This is a genomic window from Pseudomonas sp. Irchel s3a18, assembly GCF_900187535.1.
Taxonomy (GTDB): Bacteria; Pseudomonadota; Gammaproteobacteria; order Pseudomonadales; family Pseudomonadaceae; genus Aquipseudomonas.
The window spans coordinates 232,658-253,699 of the sequence record NZ_FYDV01000001.1 but is presented as its reverse complement, the minus strand read 5'-3'; the positions used below and the strand labels follow the sequence as shown (position 1 = coordinate 253,699).

The following is a 21,042-nucleotide window of genomic DNA, read 5'->3' as shown; positions in this document are numbered from 1 at the left end:
TTGCCCTGTACATGATCAAACCAATTATTTCGCGACAGCGGGCGCCTATCGTCTGGCTGCTCGCGCTCCTGTTGCAGGTTGAACCGGCTGCAAGCGCTCCTCGGGACTATCCACCTGTGGCCATTCCCAGCGATCTCTGGCGGGTGTACCAAGATGCTCGACAGAACAATTCCGAGCTGGCAGCGGCCCGCGCTGACCAGGCAGCACGGGCTGAGGCCGTGCCTCAAGCCCGTGCCGGCCTGTTGCCTTCGCTGTCGGCCAGTGCCGAGCTCAAAGACCGAACGACGACCTTGCAACAACCGCAGCAGGACATCGGGCGTAGTGGCAGCAGCTACCAGGTGCTACTTAACCAGCCCGTATTGCGCGTCGATCGCTGGTTCAACCTCAAGGCTGCCGAGTCCCAACATCAGCAGGCACTGTTGGAGTTGGAGGTTGCCGAGCAGAAGCTGATACTCGACAGCGCCCAGGTGTATTTCGGCCTGCTTAAAGCCCAGGACGGACTCGCTGCAGGCAAGGCCGAGGAAACCGCCCTCAAGCGTCAGCTGGACCTGGCAGAGAAGGGCTTGCAACTGGGCTTGGCTGACCGTACCGATGTGCTGCAGGCTCAGGCCAGTCATGACAGTGCCCGGGCCAATCGCATTGTTGCGCAGCAGCAGGTGGACAACGCGTTTGAAGCCCTCGATACCTTGACCCATCAGCAGTACACCGCAGTCCAGGGGGTGCGGCATGACATGCCAATCCTGTTACCCGTACCCAACGACGCGAGGCGATGGGTTGATCGCGCAATGCATCAGAACATCGCGCTACGGGTCAGCCAGCGGGCCTTGCAGGTGGCGCAGCAAACGCTGAACGCACGCAAGGCCGGGCATGCGCCGACCGTAGATGCAGTAATGCGCTACCAGATAGGCGACAACGACAACCTCGGCTATGGCAACAGCGGGGTACGGGGCGGTGGCTATGGCGGCAACGCTGAACAGCGCTCGGTTGGTCTGCAACTCGACATTCCGTTGTTCAACGGCGGGCAGACCAGCTCGCAGGTTCGCGAAGCCTATCAACGCATGAGCCAGCGCGAGTCGCTTAACGACAACCTGCGTCGCCAAGTGGTGGAGAACACCCGCAACCTGCATCGTAGTCTCAACAGCAGCGTCGAGAAGATCCAGGCGCGACGCCAGTCGATCATCTCCAACCAGAGCGCGGTGCTGGCGTCACAGCTGGGGTTCCAGGTCGGTACACGTAATATCGTCGATGTGCTGGAAGCCCAGCGTCAGCTCTACAATGCGGTGCGCGAGTACAATAACAGCCGCTACGATTACATTCTCGATACACTGCGCCTCCATCAGTCGGTAGGCACCTTGTCGCCGCAAGACCTGCAGACGCTCTGTGATTTCCTCAAACCGAACTACGACCCCGATCGTGATTTCCTGCCTCCGGAATTTCCGCGTCAGCTGGCCACACGCTAGCGACTTCAGGGCTGCGTGACAGACGCATTTGCCATGCGAGGATGGTTGAGAGGAGGGAGTGGATGTTGTACAGGTTAGTGAAGTTCTTCGACGGTAACAGGTTGTACTATAACGCTCTTGGCGTGCTGATTGCGGTCGGTGGGGGCGTGGCGGTTGGCAACTACTACCGCTTGCAGGTTGAAGATGTCTACCGGGCGGGGATCGAAGCGCAGACGCAGGAGCATGCCGCGGAACTGGAGCAGTGGAAATCCGACGGATTTGCCATTGGCGCGCTGTCGATCCTGGGGCGACACAATCCGATGCTCAAAAGAGTCATTCAGGAACGCAGTCCTTCCATAGAGCTCATGGAGCAGGCGGCGATACCCCTGAGTACGCTGTCGATCGTGGTGGGTGCCAGTCACGCGTTTGTCGCCAATCTGGACGGGGAGATCGTGGCGGTCCATGACTTGCTCAATCCGTCACAGCTGGGCCTGAATGTAGCCTTCCGCCCCTATTTCAATACCGCCCTCAAAGGTGTTAGCAGCGTCTACGGAGCGATAAGTACTGCCACAGGATCGCGCATGTTCTACATGGCAGTACCGATCTACGCATCTCGTACCCGTCAGGACAAGGTGATCGGCGTATTGGTGGCGCGTTTCGATGCCCAAGTGCTGGACAGCGGCTTGAGTAAACAACGCAACGGCGACGTTAAAATGATCCTGTCGTCCAGTGGCGTGGTGCTTGCCGCCAACGCACAGCCGTTGCTGCTCAAGGCCGACCGGGAGTGGTCGCCGGGCGCGTTTATCGGCGCGATCCGCCAGCAATTCGCCGACTATCCATTTCCCGATGGCATACCTGAGAGGTTGCCGTTTGATGCCCATCAGCCTGTGGTCACGCTGGAGGGGCGACGTTATGGCCTGTCCAGAGCCGACTTTGACTGGAGCGACCCTGGAGGCCCCTGGTCGCTTATCACGTTGAGCGATCTGGATTCGATCCTGCCTAATGAACAAATCCTGTTGATCGACGGGGTGAGTGCCGGCCTGTTTTTTCTGCTGTGGTGGGGTGGTCTGCGGCGGCTGGCGGACGCCCGACGACATAATCGCGATGTCGCGTTGATCGAGCAAAGCGAACAACGCCTGGACCTGGCCCTGCAGAGCGGGGCACTTGGCCTGTGGGACTGGAACGTCAGTCTGGGCATCGTCATCAACAATGGTGTCTGGCTGCGTATTCTCGGTTATAGCCAATGCGAACTGGAGTGTACCTTTGGTAATGGCCTGGATCGCTGGGCTCGTCTGATTCATCCGGATGACCTTGAATCGGTCATGGCCAAGCTCAACGCGCACCTGGATAACCAGACTGACGAATACCGCGCTGAATACCGGGTGTGCAATAAAAACGGAGACTGGGTGTGGGTGCTGGATATCGGCAAAGTCATGCAGCGTGACGCCCAAGGTGTCGCGACACGGGTGACTGGAGTGCTGCAGGACATCACCCAGGCTGTCGAGGCTCAGCTGGCGATTGTAGAGAACCAGAGCAAACTCCAGTCGATGATAGCCAATATCCCAGGAGTGGTTTTTCGCAGCCTGCCCAATAGCGCACGCGAGATGATGTTTGTCAGTGATGTCATCGAAGGCTTGAGTGGCTATTCGGCGCAGCATTTTTTGTCCGGCCGAGCCTACCGGGAGCTTGTTCACCCCGACGACCTTGGGATTTTCGACTGCTGCCTGGATGACGGCAGTTATATGCTCGAGTACCGGATCATCACCGCGACGCAGGAGGTGCGCTGGGTCTACGACAAAGGGCAAACCATTGACGTGGACGGGGTACCGCAATACCTGGACGGGGTGATCTTCGACATCACTGAGCGCAAGGCCGGGGAAGCACTGATCAAGCAATCGCGACGCGATGCCGAGCTGGCCACCCAGGCCAAGTCGATGTTTCTCGACAACATGTCCCATGAAATCCGCACACCGTTGAACGCTATTGTCGGTATGTCCCATCTACTCCTGGATATGCCACTGGGGGAGACCCAGCGCGGGTACATCGAGAAGATGGACCGTGCGGCAAAGAATCTGGTCGGGATCATCAACGGCGTACTGGATCTGTCAAAGATCGAAGCTGGCAAGCTGAGCATGGAACACGTGCATTTCGACCTTCCGGAGCTGCTGGATGAGGTGCTTTGCCTGGTACGCCAGCGGGCTGCTGAAAAGGGAATCAGTCTGCGCCTGGAGATACCCTCGTTGATGCCTCGCAGTTATGTGGGCGACCCATTGCGCCTGTCTCAGGTACTGACCAATCTGGTCGACAATTCGATTAAGTTCACTGAAGTCGGTCATGTCTGCATCGGGGTACACCAAGTGCGGCAGTGGAGCGGCAAGGTACTGTTGTGCTTCAGCGTTTCGGACACCGGTATTGGTATCAGTGAAGAGCAGCGCATTCGTCTATTCGATGCCTTTGTCCAGGCTGATCCGTCGATTACCCGACGTTATGGCGGAACCGGTCTGGGGCTGACCATTTCAAAAAAAATCGTACAGATGATGCAAGGCAGCATCTGGATCGATAGCCTGGAGGGAAGGGGGGCGGAGTTCAAATTCACCGTAACGCTGAGCGTGCCACAGTCCCAGGATTTCGAGTTGCCTGCCCTTGTGCAGTACGAGCCCGTCAAGCCAGGCGCTGACTTATCGGCCAGCGTTGTCGCTGGCACGTGCACGGTCAACGATTTTACGCGGTTACTGGAGGGTACCCGGGTTTTGGTGGTTGAGGACAACCCGATGAATCAGGAAGTTCTCGAGGGGCTGCTGCAACGCGCCAAAGTACAAGTAGTGATTGCCAACAACGGTGAAGAGGCCTTGCAACTGTTGCTGCGCGACAGTCACTTCGACGGGATTCTGATGGATTGCCAGATGCCGGTCATGGATGGCTACTGTGCCGCATTAGAAATCCGCCGCCACCCCCATCTGCAGTCCTTGCCGATTATTGCCGTCACTGCCCATACCCTGTTGGACGCCAAGGCGCGTATGTTGGCTGTCGGTATGAATGATCATATCGCCAAACCGTTGGAGGTCAATGAGCTCTACCGCGCTCTGGTACGTTGGATCAAACCCCTGGAAGTTCCGCCTGGCGATCATAAACCGCTTGTACCTCGTGTTGCATCAATGCCGCATTACGATGGCATCGACACAGCAGTCGGGTTATCGGTGGTCAATCATGATGCCGCGCTATACCAAAAACTGTTGTGCAGTTTTCGCGACAGTCATCAGCAGTTCGTCGCGCGCTTGTGGCGCTCGCATGCAATCAAGGATCTTCAGGCCATCAGCTTTCTTGCTCATAGCTTGCGCGGTGCTTCTGGCCACATAGGAGCTCGGGCTGTGCAGCGAGCGGCCGGGCAATTGGAGGATCACTGTGCAGGGTCTACTGACCTGGCTCCGTTGATATGGCGGTTGGCCTACCAGTTGCATTCGGTGTTGGAGAGCCTGGCTGATCTGGGGCAGGGGCCGGTGCTGTGTTTGGTGGATGAAGACGAAGACCAAAGCCGTCTCTTGATGGTAAAACTGGAGCGCCTGGCCACGCTGTTGCGCGATCAAAACGCGCAAGCGCTGAGCATGGTCGATGAACTTTGCGAGCAGGGTGCCTGCAGTGCTCTGCTGGCTATCCAGGAGAGTGTCTATTGTCTGGAATTTCAGCAGGCCTATGACCTGCTGATAGCTCATCGAGCGTCACAGACATTGCCGGTGGATTGAGCCAGGCGGAGTAGTGAGACATTCGTTCGTTGCACTGGTCGGTGAGACTGTGATGCAAGGCCCGGAGCGATTCGGTGATTTGCGACCGGTGCGACACCACCAGGTTCAGTGGGGCTTGCTCGCCCTGCCAGCCGGGCAGCAATGCGAGCAATCGGCCGGCGAGTAAGTCGTCGATGACACTCAATAGGGGCAAGTAAGCCACACCATAACCGGCTATCGCCCAGCGCCGCACAGCGTCGCCGTCGTCACAGCAAAAATGCCCTTGCACCTGAACAACTTCGATCTGCCCAGACTTATGGAAGCGCCAATGATTTTCCGCTCTGCCACTACGGGTGCTGATGATGCACTCATGTTCACTCAGATGTTGCGGTGTGCTGGGCAGGGGATGCTCAGAGAGATAGGTGGGGCCAGCACAGACGATGAAGTAATGCTGTTTCAAAACGGGTAGCTCGACGAGATCCAGTGAGAGGCTTTTACCAAATCGCAGGGCCGCGTCGAACTTGCCCGTGAGCAGATTCTCCTCATTGTCGCTAAGCGCCAGCTTGATAAACAGTCGCGGCCTGCTCCGCTTGAGTTGCGCGAACACATCGAGTAGCAGGTTCCTGCCCAGGTCGGAGGGCACCGTGAGTTCCAGCATGCCGTCATCATGGGTCAGCGAGCGTTTGCCATCAGCCAGAATTTTCAGGGCGTGTCGCGCACTCTCAAGGTAACGCAGGCCTTCGGGGGTGAGTTTCATGGTGCGAGTGGAGCGGGTGAACAATCGTACACCCAATCGGTTTTCCAGGCGCTTGAGCGCCAGGCTGGCAGCAGCGGGTGTGATGGACATCGCACGAGCGGCAGGCGACAGGCCTTGACAGTCGGCGATCAACACAAACAGTTCAAGATCTCCAAGGTTAGCCATACTTCAATGCTCGCTGTGCAGGCCGAGGAAAGTGTACGTCGACCTCAGCAAGGCTGCGGACAACGACTCTTGATCGCAGGCCAAGTACTGCAAAAAACTGGGTTGCTCGACCATTTTTTTGAATGCCTGCACATGCCGGTAGTGAATGTCCGGCCCGGGTTGAAGCAATTCCAGATGGTAAGTCAGAGCCAGCGCAAAAAGGTGAGTCGACAGCGGCAGGTCAATCGTTTGATGGCTGACGTCTCCCTTGAGCAGAGCCTCTGCCCGGGTGATCTCCCAGGCGAGGTTAAGGGTTCGGTCCTCTGGGTCGGCAAAGCTGAGAATTTCCTCAATCAATACTCTGCTGTGGGCCAAGGCCTGAATTACAGGGGCATTAAACTGATTGAGGCCCATCAGCGCCAGGCAGGCGGCACTGCGTAATGTGCTCGGATCGTTCTCCGCCACAGCGCTGTCCGATAGGACCGACAGGGTATCGAGCAGCGCGTCGAGCTGGATGAGCGGGTTATGTTTCAGCTGCAGTGACAGTGCACTGATGAAACCGTCACGCATGCCATTGCCGGCTGAAGGGGCGCTGGCGGGTTGAAGGTTATGCAGGAGTTTGTTCCGGTAACTTAGTTGTGCCGATACCCGGGCCAGCACCACCGGAGGCGAAATGGGTTTGGCGATGTAATCGACGGCGCCTAATAACAGACCCAGGCGTTCATCTTCAACGCTGCTGCGTGAGGTCAGGAAGATGACTGGAATGCTGGTCGTTGCGGGATGGCGCTTGAGTTCGCTGAGCACCTGGAAGCCGTCCATTCCGGGCATCATGATGTCGAGGATGATCAGGTCGGGGCAGGCGCTACGGGCCAAGGCGATACCTTGCTCGCTATGCTTGGCCAGCAGCACTTCATACTCAGAGGTCAAGGTCTTCGAGAGCACGATCAGTGATTGCGGATCGTCGTCGATGGCCAGGAGCGTATAAGGCTTGGAGGCGTGCTCTGAGTGCATGAAGAAGCGTCTCTGCAAAGTAGGGCGAGGGCGACAGTTTATCTCAATTGACTAATTGGTACCTTGGCAGGCAGTGATGTTGGCGTTGGTCTATGTGGATGAGCCGGTTGCACAGATCTCGTATCGTGACGAGCCAGAATCGGCCTTCTTCGATTTAGAGTTACTGCAATCCTTGACCGGCGGTGATCAGCAAGTGATACACATGTTGCTGGGGGGGGTATACCACAAATGAAGTGGATATACGGCGCTTGGATGACTTGCTGAGTGCCAAGCGGTGGCGAGATCTAGGGCAGATCGTGCACCGGCTCAAAGGGGCTGCCCGGATGGTGGGGGCACAGGAACTGATAGTCGCGACTAGTGCATATGAGGTGGGATTGGATCAGGCCGTGGAGGATGAGGAAGCCCGTGTTCGTGCAGTGGCTGTACATCTCGCAATCGGACGTCAGGAGTTCGGCCCCTGAGGGCTACTCACGGAACACACTCAATTTAACATAATATACATTATGCGAAGTTGTATCTATCCGTGCCAGGGTCAGTGGAGGTCAGATTTCAAGGCTGGAAATCCCTCTCTTGGCCAATCCTTGTTCTGACGCCATCCGCCTTGAACATTTCACTCATTCTGCGCGGATCACTGAATGTTTGCTTTGCGGCATAATCACAGTCTTTGCACTGCACACGCCACAATGGAATGACAAATGATAAGAGCATTTGAACATCGCGACATGGAACGTATTCTGGAAATCTGGCTGAGTGCATCGATCAAGGCCCATGACTTTATCGATGCGTCTTACTGGCAATCCCATACAGAGACGATGCGTGACGTTTACATCCCGGCATCAGAGACCTATGTCATTGAGGACCAATCCGGGGTTCTGGGGTTTTGTTCTTTGCTGGGCAATCAACTGGCTGCGTTGTTTGTTGATCCCGGCCATCAAGGTAAAGGCCTGGGCAAGCAGTTGCTCGAGCACGCGAAAAAGCTTCGTGACGAGTTGATCCTGGCGGTTTACAAGGAAAACACGCCCAGTTTCGCCTTTTACCAGTCGCAAGGCTTTGAGGTGATCAAGGAGCAAGTTGATGATCAAACGGGCCATGGCGAGTATCTGATGGCGTACAAGGGTTGATCTTCCCGCAGCCCTTGCTGACGGCTATCAACACCCTGTATTTGCCCACCGCATTGCAATGCTCGGCCGACTATTCAGCGGATATTGAAGCCCGAGAATATGGCGGGTTCCGCTTCACGCTTGATAATCGCCAGATAGTCTTTCGGGTTGCCAAAATCACGCCGACAAAGGTCGGTGCAAACTCAAAGGTGGCAAGTCGAGTATTTTGTGCCTGTTACCCCCTTTGAACTGACCTCTGCAGTGCGTGTTCGCGCCCTTTTCCACTGTATGCCGTGACAGCCTTTCTTATAATCTCTAGACATAACTCAACTAAATGACTATTTAGTTGAGTTATGCTTGGGACGTTCAGCAGGAACTAGAGACCGTCGTTGCACCAATCACATTCGATGAATGCAGAACTCGCGTCTCCTGGGGACTGCCATGACTACTTGATCTAGCGGCGCTGCCCCCCTCGATGGCCGGCGTACTTGAAGCCGTGACCGGATCATGGGGTGCACTGCTGCTCAACGTCGGTTTGATCATTTCAGTAGGCGGCGCCCTGCTCGCCTGGACACTGCTGGCGACGGAGAAACCTATTCTTTCAGGGTGGACTGATAGATGGGCTGTCTGCAGCCACCTTCATCCAAGAGGAGTGTAAAAATGAGCAATTCCGTGAAAAAAAAAGGCCGTGACTAACGACGACAAAGCCAGTGAGCACTCAGTAGCCACTGATCTTTGGCGCCCCCTGGAAAAACTCCGGCAACAGGTTGATCACCTGTTCGAAGACTTCAACCACCGCTCAAACCTATCACCCGTCAGCCGTGGTTTGTTTGATGTAGGTGATATCCCCATAAACATCACCATGCCGCTGTAGGGGTAGCGCCCAATCGTACCGAGCACGTTATCGTTCTGGTCGTACATGTCATCCCCGTCCAATCTATAAAAATTCCCACCTCGCAGATAAGAGTGATACTTACCGTTAGCGAACTCTCCGATTGGATTAAGTGAGCCTCGGCGCAAATTGACGTAATTCAGCCCCAAGCTGAAGTCTGTATCGATTTGACTTCTCATACATTCCTTCAGATGATTTTTGAGCCTCCATTGTACCTTGTTTTCGACTTGTATTCCGGAGTCAACCTTTGGGTTCACCCTGTGTTAAAAAAGTTAAAATCCTGTTATTTTGCTATAATCTACTGATTAATATTCGATTATTCCTACCGAGCAAATTATTTAACCGTTTTTATGTAGTGCCGCCAAATTTTTCCGGCATCGGCTCAAACGCCGGAGTCTTGGCGGCGTTTACGCAAATATTACCGTCTATCATCAGAATCACTATTCCGACAGCTGCCATGTTTCCGGGACGCTGGCTGAATCAGCGTTTGAGTGCCTTCAAGGCTGACACCCGCCGTCAAACCTTGCTGATCGAAGACAAACGCATAGGCATCATCGACCAGGACGACGGTTGGCCCTACTCCTGATCTCGCGTTGTCAGACATCCGGAACACTGCATAGGTGTAGGACTGGGCACCTGCCTGCTGCTCCAGGAACCGAATACTGTTCGATCAAGCCCTGCAAACCGCTCCAAGGCACCGCCTGATCCAGTGACCGTTCGCGGTGCCTTTGCGCTTGCCGGCATACTCAAAGTCGGAGAAACTCATCTGGAGGGCTCGGGGCAGGCGGTGAAGGCTTATTTCAGTACATTTGAGGACTTGTTCGGAGAATCCCTAAAGGAGCTCATCAACTGCGACAGAGTTGGTGTTTTCGTTTCGAAAGCAATGCATTACGAATAGAATTGACCTACAGGAGTCAATTTCTGTGGGGGTGCCATATGAGACGTGACAACGAGCTGATATTTAGAGTTTTGTCGTGCATTGAGTCCGGCCTAGACCCTCTAGGGTCGTCGTATTCGGAAATTCTGCAACAGCTTGAGCACGACTATGGTGTCTCAGGTGATTGTGAGCAGGTCGGCGATCTCCAAAAAATCTTGGAATATCAGCTGGAGATCCTAGAAGATGCGGCGTTCGTGAAGAAATACTCAGCCCACTATGATTCGCCGGATAAAATTTTTTATCGTTTGATGTGGTCCGGACACGAATATCTCGACGACAAAAGAAAGGCTTTTGCTTAGTTTTCGCATTTTACCTCCGGTGTCAGGATAGTGTTGCTTCTGCAATTTTTCCTAAAAAAGCAGATCGGGCCAGAAATCGACAGTTTCGTGCGGTACTACTCAGAATGCAAAGCTGCATTGCATCATGATTCTGCTTTCGTCGCTCAACCTATCGATGGTCGCTGTATTGGCAATCAGATAATGGGGCATACTCCTGAGGCAGGATCAAACCCATCTGACTGATATCGGCATTGCTCCTCAGATGAACGCCCCGACATTGATCGGGGCGTACGCTGGGCTCTAGCGCTTGATCAGCGAAATCTTGGTGCCCTCAATGCTGATACCCGCCATCAATCCTTGCTGATCAAAGACAAACGCATAAGCATCCTGTTGCAACGACGAACTCGATAAATTTTTCGCCACACCCTGATCGACAACCACGACCGTGGGCCCTACACCGACCTCCCAGCCCTTCGTATCACGCACATATTGAAGGGCTTTATCGGTCATCAAGAACACTGCATAAGCGTAGGATTGCGCACCTGCCTGCAGCCCCCAGGAGCCAGTCACAGAGTTGTAGTAGCCGTCTACTTTAGAACCTATCAACAACTCACCCTCACCATAACTACCACCAAACACCAGGCCCGCCTTAACGATGTTAGGGAATACGAGCACAGCCTTGGCGGTGCGCGACATGGTTTCGGCCAATGGGTGTGCCTTGTAGAGCATCTGTAAGGCCTGTTGGGAGTCTTTGTCTAGGTCAGCGGCCGTTGCAGCACTAGCGTTGTTAATGAGCCCTGCTGATGCCAATGACAAAACGACAAAAAACATCGAAAACAACAATCGCAATGAATGTTTCATTGTTGAACTCCAGTGCCAGCAATAGAAAGGAAGTCATCGTTGGTTGTGCGACTGACACCTGTCAGTCGGTTATATCCGCCCCATCAGCAGCAACACGATGATAATGATCACCACGATGCCCAACCCGCTAGTCGGTCCGTATCCCCAGTTCCTGCTGTGCGGCCAGCTCGGAAGCACACCGATCAGTAGCAGGATTAAGATGATTAATAGGATTGTGCCCACGCTCATGACTATTTCCTCACGCGCGCGAAAGAACAGGCTTGATCGCTGTCGCGCATGCCCAGCGATTTGACGACACTAGTGTGAACTCTTTGCTGGCGGCGATCTGTACGGTACCGCACACAATCCACATCGTTGGAAACGGTGAGTGCCAGAAATAAGCGAGCACAACAACAGTTCCGGACCGCTGGTCTGCAGGTATGTGTGTTACCGTACAGACTTCAAACTCTTTTGCGCCGAACCTCTTGAACGTGGTCGCTATAAACGCGCGACAACAAGCACAATTTATTGCAAGCAGACACTGGAGAACACCATGAACAAGAATCAAGTAAAAGGCAGGGTTAAAGAAATTGAAGGCGCGATCAAGGAAGTCGCAGGCAAAGCCGTTGGCAACAAACGCCTGGAGGAAAGAGGAAAGATTGAGAAAACCGCTGGCACTATTCAAGCAGGTCTCGGGGACCTGAAGGAAGATTTGAAACGCTGATCCAACTCAATAGTCTGGTGATACCAGGTGAGCCTGGCTGTTGAGCACTGTTCAGTGCGAAGTGGTATGGCTAAAGACTGTATGCGCAAGAAGACGATCGGTTTCTTTCTTTACAACGGCATAACACTCGCAACACAGCGCCTCAAGCTTCGCGCGATCTAACACCTCAATATGACCACGGTTGTATTCGATCACACCGAGTTTCTGCAGTTTGCCCGCAGCTTCCGTGACGCCCTCGCGACGAACGCCAAGCATGTTGGCGATCAGTTCCTGAGTCATGATCAACTGATTACTCGGCAAGCGATCCAGCGATAGCAGCAACCAACGACAAAGCTGCTGGTCGATTGAGTGATGGCGGTTGCACACTGCCGTTTGTGCCATTTGAGTAATTAACGCCTGGGTGTAGCGCAGCAACATCTGCATCATTTCGCCATGCCGGTTGAACTCACTTTTCAGGCGCGGCCCCGCCAGCCGGTAGGCGTGCCCGGCGCTCTGCACGATGGCCCGGCTTGGGGTGCTTTCGCCGCCCATGAACACGGCTATACCAACGAGCCCTTCGTTGCCTACCACGGATATTTCCGCCGAGGCCCCGTCTTCCATCACGTAAAGCAGGGAAATAATGGTGTCGGTAGGGAAATAGACATACTGCAGAGAATCACCTGACTCATACACGACCTTGCCCAAGGGCAAGACCAGCAACTCTAACTGGGGAATCAGCCGCTCTTGAACCTCAATGGGCAAGGCCGCCAGCAGACGGTTCTGCAGCGGGTGGGGAAGCTCAGACATGGTTTCTCCAACGTTGCCAATGGCCTGTAACCACACTTGTTTTCACAATGATAGACCCGCAGGGGAATTTCCACCTCCCGGCGACTCGGGCAAAAGGATTCAGTTTTCTGTAGTTCCTGGCCCTACGGTAGAGGATGCTAGACAAGGTTACGACGCGCCCCAGGTTAACTGACTGTCATGTCTATTGCCCTATGGTCACTACTCCTCGGGATTTTACTCATCACCATGGTGCTGGGTGGAACCCTACTCACTCGGTTGCTGTTGAGCAGCGCCATGGTTTACCTTTTTGTCGGCTACACGCTAGGGCCTGCGGTGCTCGCGGTGATCACACTGGACCCTGCGGATCATGCTGATGTGCTGGAATGGGTCGCCGAGGTCGCAGTGCTTATCTCACTGTTCAATGTGGGATTGAAGATGGGGGCCGTTCCATTCTCCGACAGACGCTGGAGGCTGCCGCTACGCTTGGCGCTCATATCCATGGCGCTCACGGTAGGGCTTATCACAGCAGTCGGTTTCTGGGGACTGGGGCTTCCACTGGGGGCAGCTGTGTTGCTGGGAGGCATCCTTGCCCCAACAGACCCTGTGCTGGCCTCCGGGGTGCAAACTAACAGTGAGGTACATCCAGATCGCCTGCGTTTCAGCCTTTCCGGGGAAGGTGGCTTGAACGACGGAACGGCGTTTCCCTTCGTGATGCTAGGCCTCGGGCTCCTGGGGTTGCACGACCTCGGCAGGGGTGGCTGGCGTTGGTGGACAATAGACCTGATCTGGGCCACAGCAGGAGGCCTGCTAATCGGCGCTACGTTAGGTGCAATCATCGGTAGCCTCGTTGTTCACCTGCGTACGCGCTATAAACTGGCCGTAGGTCTGGACGAGTTCCTCTCACTCGGTCTGCTGGCGATGGCTTATGGCGCTGCGCAACTGAGCCTGGCATCCGGCTTCCTGGCAGTATTCGCCGCGGGTCTGGCGCTACAAAGGGTCAAGGAACAACCGCAGCCCGACGCGGCATCACTGAGCACGAGACCTGGCGTGAGCGGCCACGCCTACAAGGCATTGGCCACGCACTCGCACCATGCCAGCGCAACCATGACGAGCGCAGTGATCGGGTTCAATGAACAACTCGAAAAGTTGGCCGAGCTTGGGATGGTGCTGCTCGTAGGGGCATTATTGCCCTACGTGGTGTATTGGCCAGCTTTGTGGTGGTTCATACCCTTGTTGTTCGTGCTCCTTCGCTCGATAGCCGTTGCGATTGGGATGCTGGGTGAATACATGCCCAAACCACAACGCATGATGATCTGCTGGTTCGGGATACGAGGAATAGGTTCCATCTTTTACCTGATGTTCGCCATTCGCCATGGCCTGAACCCCCACTTGGCTCAACAATTGATAACGCTGACGTTGGTGACCGTCACTGTCTCTATCGTGGTACACGGCATGTCGGTTCTGCCTCTGATCAAGTGGTATGAGCAGCAAGACTAACACTTGCAATAACGCTGATGTGCCCTTTCCAGGCATACCTGGCAACGCCAACGCTTACCACCGACGCCAACCGTCTGCGCAGTCACAATGCACTCCAGCCCGATGCAATGATGTACGCCCACCGGGCCTCCATCATAAAGGGTGAAAGCTAATGCAAAGACCAATGGGAGATTTACGGCCGGATACCACGGGCAACTTGTGGTCTCACATTTTCGGTAAGTGTAACAAGGCGGCCAAGATCAGCGTTAGAGACGATTACATCGAGCGCTATCTTGTGAGGTATCGTAACTCTCTCCCCTGCCCTCACCACAGGAAAGATGAGCCAGGCCATGTAAAGCGGGGCGGTGATGGGCAGGAGGAACTTGGTGTACTCCAAATGCAGGTGAACAATTGATTGAAGGTGCTCGCCCGATGCAAAAAACCTGAAGTCCATGCGTCGGTAAAGATCCCGTGAGTCAGGTGAGCGAGTAAAAATGCACTTTCACTCCCCCTAAGATCTGTAGGAATTATCCGGAATGCACACAATGTTTCCAGTCTTCTGGCGAGCAGAGAGCGGCCGAAATAGTCGCTCCTGTAAAAAGTCAAAACATGATGCGCAGGTGAAGGCGAGTTACTGGTCGTTAGCGGTCTTATGGTTCCACCGCCACCCTATTCAAGCGGCGAAACAACGACACAAAAACTAGCCCCAACCAGCGTAAAGTCCAACAGGTCAGCTACAAGTCGCTGGGCACGCTCGACGGAATGGCTAATATGGCCCAGCATCTGGGTAGTCTTGGCATCCTGATCACGACGCGACAGAATTTCGGCCGCCATTCTTATTGCTGAAAGCGGATTGCGTAAATCGTGACTGACAATTCCGATCATCTGCTCAGCAAAGAGCGCCCGATCTTCGGCGGCAGCATACACAGTACGTAGCTTACCTTCCGCGATCTCCCTGGAGCGCTGGGTCTTCAGGTTCTTGGTCAAGTGCCCCTCAGCGAGCAAGCGAGCATTGACCAGCCCCAGCTCATATTTGTGCCGATCCTCTGCCTTAAAAAGAGCCAACTCATGAAAAGCACCATTGGAATGCGCACAGCTTATTGCACTCAACATCATCGGCATCTTGTATCCATCATGGTGCATAAGGTCGAATTTTACGTTGGCTACGCCCCCCTGAAGTTGCATGAGTGGCTGCCAGTACGCCTGATGAAAAGTCCTAGTTTCCAGGCTCATCAGCTCTTGAATGCGCATGCCAAGCAGTGTTTGCTGCGAGTAGCCCATCCAGCGGCAGAACGTCAGGTTCGCACTTTCGATGCACCCGTTTTCTGCGGTCAGAAGCAACCCTTGATCAGCGTCGCCACAGGGTAGTTCTGCTGCAGGATTAGACTCATTTTGGTTTGGCATCACTGTGCAGTCCAATAAGAGGTTCAAGCTTCGTCCAGATCATCTGCAGTGGTGGCACTGGCTTTGCTGCGCAGGCCCGCACCAAGCAACGACAGGGTCATCAGGGCGATGGCGAGAAAAGGCCTCAGTGACTGTTTCATGGCGCACTCCGGCACCGGCGTCTGCCGGCTTACTGTAAATGACAGGCTCTAGAGTGAGTACAACGGTGTAACGGGTCTGTTCGCTACCGAACAGACCCCGGCGCGAGGCATTGGCAAACTGACTTTCCAGCCCGACCTCGTTCAGCAAGGTCACTATGGATAACCCTTGGCCCCGCGCACTTGCATCGCTTCAACGGCTTTCGGAGTTGTTTAGCGCCGAACAGATGGCCGAGCACGGTGCTTTCCTGGCCGGCCAGCACCGGTTCAGTCCACTATCTGCCGCCGATATGTGCTTCAGCGAACAGAACATCGGCCCACTATCCGTCAGACTCGAAAAACTGGATTACTGGGGGCGCTCCCGCGCTTCGTATCGGATTGCTCCCTGCACCGCACTCACCACGAGGAAGCTTACCAATGATCACTCACTTCAAGGTCGCCGGACATCTCGCCTGCGGCCATCATGGCGATAATCTAATCTCAACCACTGAACTGACGCGCGTGAAATGCCGCAGCTGTCGTAGCACCGACGCATTCAAAGATGCCCGCAAAGATGCACGCAACGCAGCGCGCAGAGCCGCGCGGAAAGCCAAGGGCCTTCACATCGCTAATAATTGGCGCGATGCCTGGAGGGACAAGCTCACCGCCATGCCGGGGCTGCAGAGACTCCCAAGGGGATATGGTGGTCAACCCTACGTCTAGCTGGGCTCAGCTCAAGAAAGCCCACTTAGAGTAGAACTCCATCTCAGTAGCCTTCCGGTCATTACTGCTTGGCGCCTTGCTTATCACCATGGTGTTGGTGGCTAGAACGCTGCTTGCTCGCGTCTTGCTGAGCAGCGCCATGGTCTATCTGGGCGTTGGTTTTGCGCGTGTTACGCTGGTTATGCGTAAGCCGAATCAGGTGATCGGCAATCTCGGCATTTTCCGTCGACAGACGCGGTTGGTAGCGATAGCAGCAGTGGCTGACCCCGAAGGCCATACACGCCTGCTTAATGCTGATTTTTCCTGAGCGTACAGCGTGCTGCGCCATCTCTCGTCGCCGAGATGGCTTCACCACTTTTTTGCCATCGCTTCCTGGATGATTTCGGCTTAGAGGCGCTCCTCGGCATACATCTTCTTTAAGCGACTGCTGCTACTTTCCATACGGCCACCGGGCTTTATCCTTAAAGGCCTGTGGGGCAGACAGGCCAGCGTTTTTTGGCGTCAAAACCTGGTATTGAATGTTGCTTTCAATGATGACTCACCCTCTAGTGAAGAGGGCTCTCATGGTGCCCCTGCACACAAGTCACAACTAAAAACTCAGGATAGCCGTGAAGTCTTTCCCGGTCGCTCATGACTGATCACAATCGACCTGCTGCCGACAGTCGCTCCGCTTAGAATAAATCCGCTCTCTTGCTCGCGGGCGGGAGTTATCCATATTGAGTCAACGCACATCCGCTTCCTCATCCACCGTAGGCGCCAATTGCTTTCTAGGAGTTAAGTCGAGATACCGTACAACCCACGGCCGCAACAGTGACAGCACCGAACAAGGCAATTACAATTTGATGAACATCTAGCGATTTGAGTGATTGAATACCCCATGGAAAGCAAGACTGCGCGTCTCACTGTGCTCATTGATCCCATCAAGAAAAAAGCTTTCGAGGAGCTCTGTGCAGCGCAAGACTTGACGCCTTCGCAGGTGGTACGTCAGCTGATTCGGGACTACCTGGACACTCACGGTGCCAGTTATTCGACCAAGAGTAAGCATGCCACCAGCAGCAAGTTATAACCCAACACGAGCAGTTAGCCTCTAGAGGGCCGACATGCCCTCTGCGAGACTGACGGCTTTAGCCAGCGCGGTGTTGAAGTCGGTGTGGTAATGCTCCGTGCCGATTTCTTGCAAGATGCCCACCCTATCGAGCTTGTTAAGCACCTTCGTATTCGCCTCACAAAGTTTCACCACGATATGCCGCTTGTGCAGCTGCTGAATCACCTCCTCCAGCACCTGTAAGCCAGTGATATCCATGAACGGTACGCGCTTCAAACGGATAATCAGCAGGCGTGGGTCGGTATGGGTCTGAGCCAACACACGCTCGAAGGTCTCAGCCGCGCCAAAGAACAATGGCCCTTCAATCGTATAAATCAATGTCCCTGGCGGCAGGCGAGCATGCCCGTTGGCCCTCAGCTCTTCTTCAAGCTCGTGCTCGACGACCTGTTGCACCTCCACAGATGAGGCCATGCGACGCATGAACTGCAGCATGGCAAGAATGACGCCGATATTCACGGCGATCACCAAGTCGCTGAACACGGTGAGGCTGAAGGTGATGAGCAGGATAGCTACGTCTGCGCGTGGAGCCCGTTGGACCATGCGCTTGAAATGCTTCAACTCGCTCATGTTGTACGCGACCACGAAAAGAATGGCGGCCAGGGCGCACAGCGGGATGTTTGAGGCTAGAGGTGCCAGGAACAGAACAACAAGCACCAAGGTGGCCGCGTGCGTAATACCGGCCAGCGGGCTCGTGCCGCCGTTACGGATATTGGTTGCAGTGCGGGCAATGGCCCCGGTAGCGGCGAAGCCGCCAAACAACGGCGTGACCAGGTTGGCCACACCCTGACCGATCAGCTCCTGATTGGAATCGTGCTTGGTACCCGCCATGCCATCGGCCACCATCGCGGACAGCAGCGATTCGATTGCTCCAAGCATGGCGATAGTGAACGCCGGACCAATCAAATCGATGACGCGGGACAGCGTAATTTCAGGCAGGCTCAACCCTGGCAAGCCTTGAGGTATGCCACCAAAAGCGCTGCCAATTGTGGCTACCCCCTTGAAATGAAAGGTTGACTGTATCGCTGTAGCGACCGCCATTGCGATTAGCGGGCCAGGTACTCGTTTGAGTCCGGGAATTTTGGACGCGGTGATAACTAGGAAAAGGCTAAGCACCGCCAGCAGGGACGTGGCGATATGAAGATCCGGCAGGGCCTGGAGCAGATGCCAGAGCTTTTCATGGAAGTGCTCTCCACTGATCTTCGGTAAACCGAAAAAGTCTCTCCACTGCCCGACCCAGATGATCACCCCAATGCCCGCAGTGAATCCGACGATCACCGGATCGGGGATAAACTTAATGATTGCACCGAGTCGGGTCATCCCCAGCAATAACAACATGGCCCCCGCCATCATCGTCGCGATTTGCAGACCGTCAACACCATGCTCGGCCGTGACTCCCGCCAGAATCACGATGAACGCACCTGTCGGCCCGGCAATCTGCAAGCGGCTTCCCCCGAAGAGCGAAACCAGCAGGCCACCGATGATTGCGGTGTAGATGCCTTGCTCAGGTTTGACGCCAGATGCAATGGCAAACGCCATTGCCAGAGGGAGCGCCACGACCCCGACGATAACACCAGACACCATATTGCGAAGCCAGTGTCCTCGCCCTAACAACCCCACCTTCCATGCCTCAACTATCGCAATCATGGCTAGCTCCTCAGTGGATGCATGTGCATAGTATTAACATACCGTGATAATTGAAATGCCCTAGATCCACTGCTTCGTGCGGCTGGAGATGTTTATAGTGAAAGCTCAGATGGAGCTGGACGGGCATGCACTGCAAATAGAGAATTTTGAGAACGCGCGTAGCGTGGTGACAGACATGAATCGTAAAGCTGTGAAAACCAAACATGCCGAAGGCGTGACCTTCGACACCCATGTGATCGCAAACCCGACCAACCCCAAGGAGTGGATTGTGTTTTTCAAGAAGGACGCCGGGAGAAGTTATTTCTTGGTTGATGACAACGAAGAGGTCGAGTCTTTCGGGCATCTGGATGACTTAATCGCCGAGCTTCGGGATCTGGGCCTCAAGACTGCTGAAATCCACTTTTAACCCTTGGGTCACACTCTGGAGACATGATCATGTCAGTGTGGGGCGAGTATCTACCCAGTCAATCGACCGGCACATTCTCGAATGGGTTATTGCCGACAACCCACCAACTACTGCGAAAGTCTTCGCGGTGGTTGGTGCTGATTGACAGGCGAAACTGATAGTTGTCTATCGATTAAAAGCGGATGGCTTGTGCAAATGGTCTCCATTAAAAATGGAGTTCTGTCAATTAGTACCGATAGGTTGCCTGCACTGAAACTCCATTCGCACTATTGTCATATTTGGCACTGTATTCAGGCTGAAGACCGGAGTTGTTCGACTGTTTTACGGAAACTTTGGAATCCCAGAGATAACCATAAGCAAAGTCTATCGTCAGATCGGGATTCGGCGAATAAGCACCGCCCAAGGTCACGGCCTGGCGATTCCCGACCGGAACGCGCACGCTGCGATCGGCATTTCTGATGGGCGACGGATCATAGGCGTAGCCTGCGCGCAACAGCCATTGTTGGTTCAATTGCCAGGAGGCGCCAACTGCGGTGGCCCAAGTGTCGCGCCAGTTCATTTCTTCGGTCACACGTCCCAGGCCAGCCGCCTGGCCCAAGGGGGAAAGACCGCTGTTGACTGCCTCGACCTTCTGGATCCGGCTCCAACGTTTCCAGGTGGTCCCCAGGTATCCCGTCCAGCGACTATTGAATTGATGGGTGATGGACGTGTCCACTGATTCGGGCATAGTGAGGTCTATCTTGTTGTCATACGTTCCGTCCAGCGGGATAACGCTCGGGGAGCCGGAAACCTCAGTATGCCCTTCGAGCTCATAGTCCACCTTCGAGTGGTAGTTAATCCCCCAACGGGTAGCCTCAGTAAAGTCAACCAAGATGCCGACGTTGTAGCCAAGTGCCGTGTCATCGCCTTTGATGGTAACCAGTGCGTCCTCGCCGTTGTTCAGGGCGCCGGTGGCCAGGTAATTCTGAAGCTTTGCATTGAAACGGTTTATGGTCGGCCCGCCACCAATGGACACGTAATCATTGATCCGATAGGCGATGGTGGGCTGCAGGGTTATTTCCTTGGTCGTGCTATAGGAACCATGGTAGCGGCCCTGAAAACTGCTCTCGTAATCATTGATCAGACCACTCGGAGCATAAAGGCCCAGACCAATCGAAAAACGATCGTCAAGCGGCGTCGACATATAGGCGAAGGGCACGCCCCCCAAAGGTACCGAGTCCCCTTTATTCGTTCCTGAGGCGCTGCTCTGCGCATCACTAATGTCGTCGCTCACCGAGATGACCGCGGCTCCGCCGGAAATCTCACTACGCTTCAACTTGGTCAAGCCCGCTGGATTTCCAAAGATGGTGCTGGCGTCCAACGCGGAAGACGACCTGCCCGCATACGCAGTTCCCGCACTGCTTGCACTCTGTTCATTAAGGGCAATGCCATTGGCGCCCGCGGTTGTTGAGGCGGTGAGTATTGCAATGGCGCCGGTAAACTTAATCCAGGCAGCACTTGCTCGCGGAGCGGAGAAATAAGGAATCGCACGGCTATTCAGTTTCATTTTCCACCTTTTTATT

The 21,042-nt window shown here is 54.7% G+C and carries 18 protein-coding genes and 4 pseudogenes; 12 read left to right on the top strand and 10 right to left on the bottom strand.

From position 1 onward, the window contains the following. Positions 1-11 precede the first annotated feature (11 nt). Together CKW29_RS01025 and CKW29_RS01020 are read left to right on the top strand one after the other, a co-directional pair. Positions 12-1,460, top strand: a complete 1,449-nt coding sequence (locus tag CKW29_RS01025) for a TolC family outer membrane protein (protein ID WP_095144223.1) — start codon at positions 12-14, stop codon at positions 1,458-1,460. Positions 1,461-1,522: 62 nt separating this feature from the next. Then, entirely contained in the window at positions 1,523-5,179 is a 3,657-nt protein-coding gene (locus CKW29_RS01020; protein WP_176465289.1) for a PAS domain-containing protein, read from the top strand. On the opposite strand, the gene CKW29_RS01015 is transcribed toward CKW29_RS01020, so the two are convergent. Together CKW29_RS01015 and CKW29_RS01010 are read right to left on the bottom strand one after the other, a co-directional pair. Next, positions 5,088-6,080: a LysR family transcriptional regulator gene (locus CKW29_RS01015; protein ID WP_095144222.1), complete on the bottom strand. Its 993-nt coding sequence runs from the start codon at positions 6,078-6,080 to the stop codon at positions 5,088-5,090. The two genes, CKW29_RS01020 and CKW29_RS01015, sit on opposite strands and share 92 nt — an antisense overlap. A gap of 3 nt (positions 6,081-6,083) precedes the next feature. Then, complete coding sequence (locus tag CKW29_RS01010; protein WP_095147731.1) at positions 6,084-7,070, bottom strand: two-component system response regulator; 987 nt, start codon at positions 7,068-7,070, stop codon at positions 6,084-6,086. A 233-nt stretch (positions 7,071-7,303) separates the two neighbouring features. On the opposite strand from CKW29_RS01010, the gene CKW29_RS26220 reads away from it, so the two are divergent. From CKW29_RS26220 to CKW29_RS00985, 4 genes and pseudogenes are all read left to right on the top strand, one after another. Next, complete coding sequence (locus CKW29_RS26220) at positions 7,304-7,531, top strand: Hpt domain-containing protein (RefSeq protein ID WP_095147730.1); 228 nt, start codon at positions 7,304-7,306, stop codon at positions 7,529-7,531. A 234-nt stretch (positions 7,532-7,765) separates the two neighbouring features. Then, positions 7,766-8,191 (top strand): N-acetyltransferase, encoded by a 426-nt coding sequence (locus tag CKW29_RS01000; protein WP_095144220.1) that lies wholly within the window; start codon positions 7,766-7,768, stop codon positions 8,189-8,191. Positions 8,192-8,639: 448 nt separating this feature from the next. After that, positions 8,640-8,759 (top strand): annotated as a pseudogene (locus CKW29_RS26215) (hypothetical protein); the annotation flags it as partial. A gap of 71 nt (positions 8,760-8,830) precedes the next feature. After that, positions 8,831-9,008: pseudogene (locus CKW29_RS00985) on the top strand (Hsp20/alpha crystallin family protein); the annotation flags it as partial. 472 nt (positions 9,009-9,480) lie between these two features. Here CKW29_RS00985 and CKW29_RS25930 read toward each other — a convergent pair. Next, positions 9,481-9,728, bottom strand: a pseudogene (locus CKW29_RS25930) (hypothetical protein); the annotation flags it as partial. Positions 9,729-9,998: 270 nt separating this feature from the next. Here CKW29_RS25930 and CKW29_RS00970 point away from each other — a divergent pair. After that, entirely contained in the window at positions 9,999-10,298 is a 300-nt protein-coding gene (locus CKW29_RS00970) for a hypothetical protein (protein ID WP_095144217.1), read from the top strand. Positions 10,299-10,577: 279 nt separating this feature from the next. Here CKW29_RS00970 and CKW29_RS00965 read toward each other — a convergent pair whose 3' ends face one another. Next, positions 10,578-11,138, bottom strand: coding sequence for a YSC84-related protein (locus CKW29_RS00965; RefSeq protein ID WP_095144216.1), 561 nt, complete (start codon positions 11,136-11,138; stop codon positions 10,578-10,580). 69 nt (positions 11,139-11,207) lie between these two features. Then, entirely contained in the window at positions 11,208-11,366 is a 159-nt protein-coding gene (locus CKW29_RS00960) for a DUF3309 family protein (RefSeq protein ID WP_095144215.1), read from the bottom strand. A gap of 304 nt (positions 11,367-11,670) precedes the next feature. Here CKW29_RS00960 and CKW29_RS00955 point away from each other — a divergent pair, with 304 nt between their 5' ends. After that, complete coding sequence (locus tag CKW29_RS00955; protein ID WP_095147728.1) at positions 11,671-11,841, top strand: CsbD family protein; 171 nt, start codon at positions 11,671-11,673, stop codon at positions 11,839-11,841. A gap of 51 nt (positions 11,842-11,892) precedes the next feature. Here CKW29_RS00955 and CKW29_RS00950 read toward each other — a convergent pair whose 3' ends face one another. Further along, entirely contained in the window at positions 11,893-12,627 is a 735-nt protein-coding gene (locus CKW29_RS00950; RefSeq protein WP_095144213.1) for a Crp/Fnr family transcriptional regulator, read from the bottom strand. Between the two features lie 177 nt (positions 12,628-12,804). Between CKW29_RS00950 and CKW29_RS00945 the strand changes: the two genes are divergently transcribed. Next, positions 12,805-14,103 (top strand): sodium:proton antiporter, encoded by a 1,299-nt coding sequence (locus CKW29_RS00945; RefSeq protein WP_095147727.1) that lies wholly within the window; start codon positions 12,805-12,807, stop codon positions 14,101-14,103. A gap of 648 nt (positions 14,104-14,751) precedes the next feature. Here the strand turns inward: CKW29_RS00945 and CKW29_RS00935 are convergent. Then, complete coding sequence (locus tag CKW29_RS00935) at positions 14,752-15,513, bottom strand: histidine kinase dimerization/phospho-acceptor domain-containing protein (RefSeq protein ID WP_256577028.1); 762 nt, start codon at positions 15,511-15,513, stop codon at positions 14,752-14,754. Positions 15,514-16,040: 527 nt separating this feature from the next. Between CKW29_RS00935 and CKW29_RS25920 the strand changes: the two genes are divergently transcribed. Continuing rightward, the gene (locus CKW29_RS25920) at positions 16,041-16,325 is read left to right on the top strand and encodes a hypothetical protein (RefSeq protein ID WP_095144210.1); all 285 of its coding nucleotides are present in this window, start codon (positions 16,041-16,043) and stop codon (positions 16,323-16,325) included. A 169-nt stretch (positions 16,326-16,494) separates the two neighbouring features. On the opposite strand, the pseudogene CKW29_RS25915 reads toward CKW29_RS25920, so the two are convergent. Continuing rightward, positions 16,495-16,754, bottom strand: a pseudogene (locus CKW29_RS25915) (helix-turn-helix domain-containing protein); the annotation flags it as partial. Positions 16,755-17,202: 448 nt separating this feature from the next. Between CKW29_RS25915 and CKW29_RS00920 the strand changes: the two are divergent. Beyond that, positions 17,203-17,391 carry a ribbon-helix-helix protein, CopG family gene (locus tag CKW29_RS00920; RefSeq protein ID WP_095147725.1) on the top strand — a complete coding sequence of 63 codons (189 nt, stop codon included), beginning with the start codon at positions 17,203-17,205 and terminating at the stop codon, positions 17,389-17,391. Between the two features lie 21 nt (positions 17,392-17,412). Here the strand turns inward: CKW29_RS00920 and CKW29_RS00915 are convergent, their stop codons facing one another. After that, positions 17,413-19,074, bottom strand: a complete 1,662-nt coding sequence (locus CKW29_RS00915; RefSeq protein WP_095147724.1) for a SulP family inorganic anion transporter — start codon at positions 19,072-19,074, stop codon at positions 17,413-17,415. 175 nt (positions 19,075-19,249) lie between these two features. Between CKW29_RS00915 and CKW29_RS00910 the strand changes: the two genes are divergently transcribed. After that, on the top strand, positions 19,250-19,480 hold the full coding sequence (locus CKW29_RS00910) for a hypothetical protein (RefSeq protein WP_095144475.1): 231 nt from the start codon (positions 19,250-19,252) through the stop codon (positions 19,478-19,480). Between the two features lie 226 nt (positions 19,481-19,706). Here the strand turns inward: CKW29_RS00910 and CKW29_RS00905 are convergent, their stop codons facing one another. Beyond that, a complete protein-coding gene (locus CKW29_RS00905) occupies positions 19,707-21,026 on the bottom strand; it encodes an outer membrane protein transport protein (protein ID WP_095147723.1) in 1,320 nt (439 codons plus the stop codon). Between the last annotated feature and the right edge of the window lie 16 nt (positions 21,027-21,042).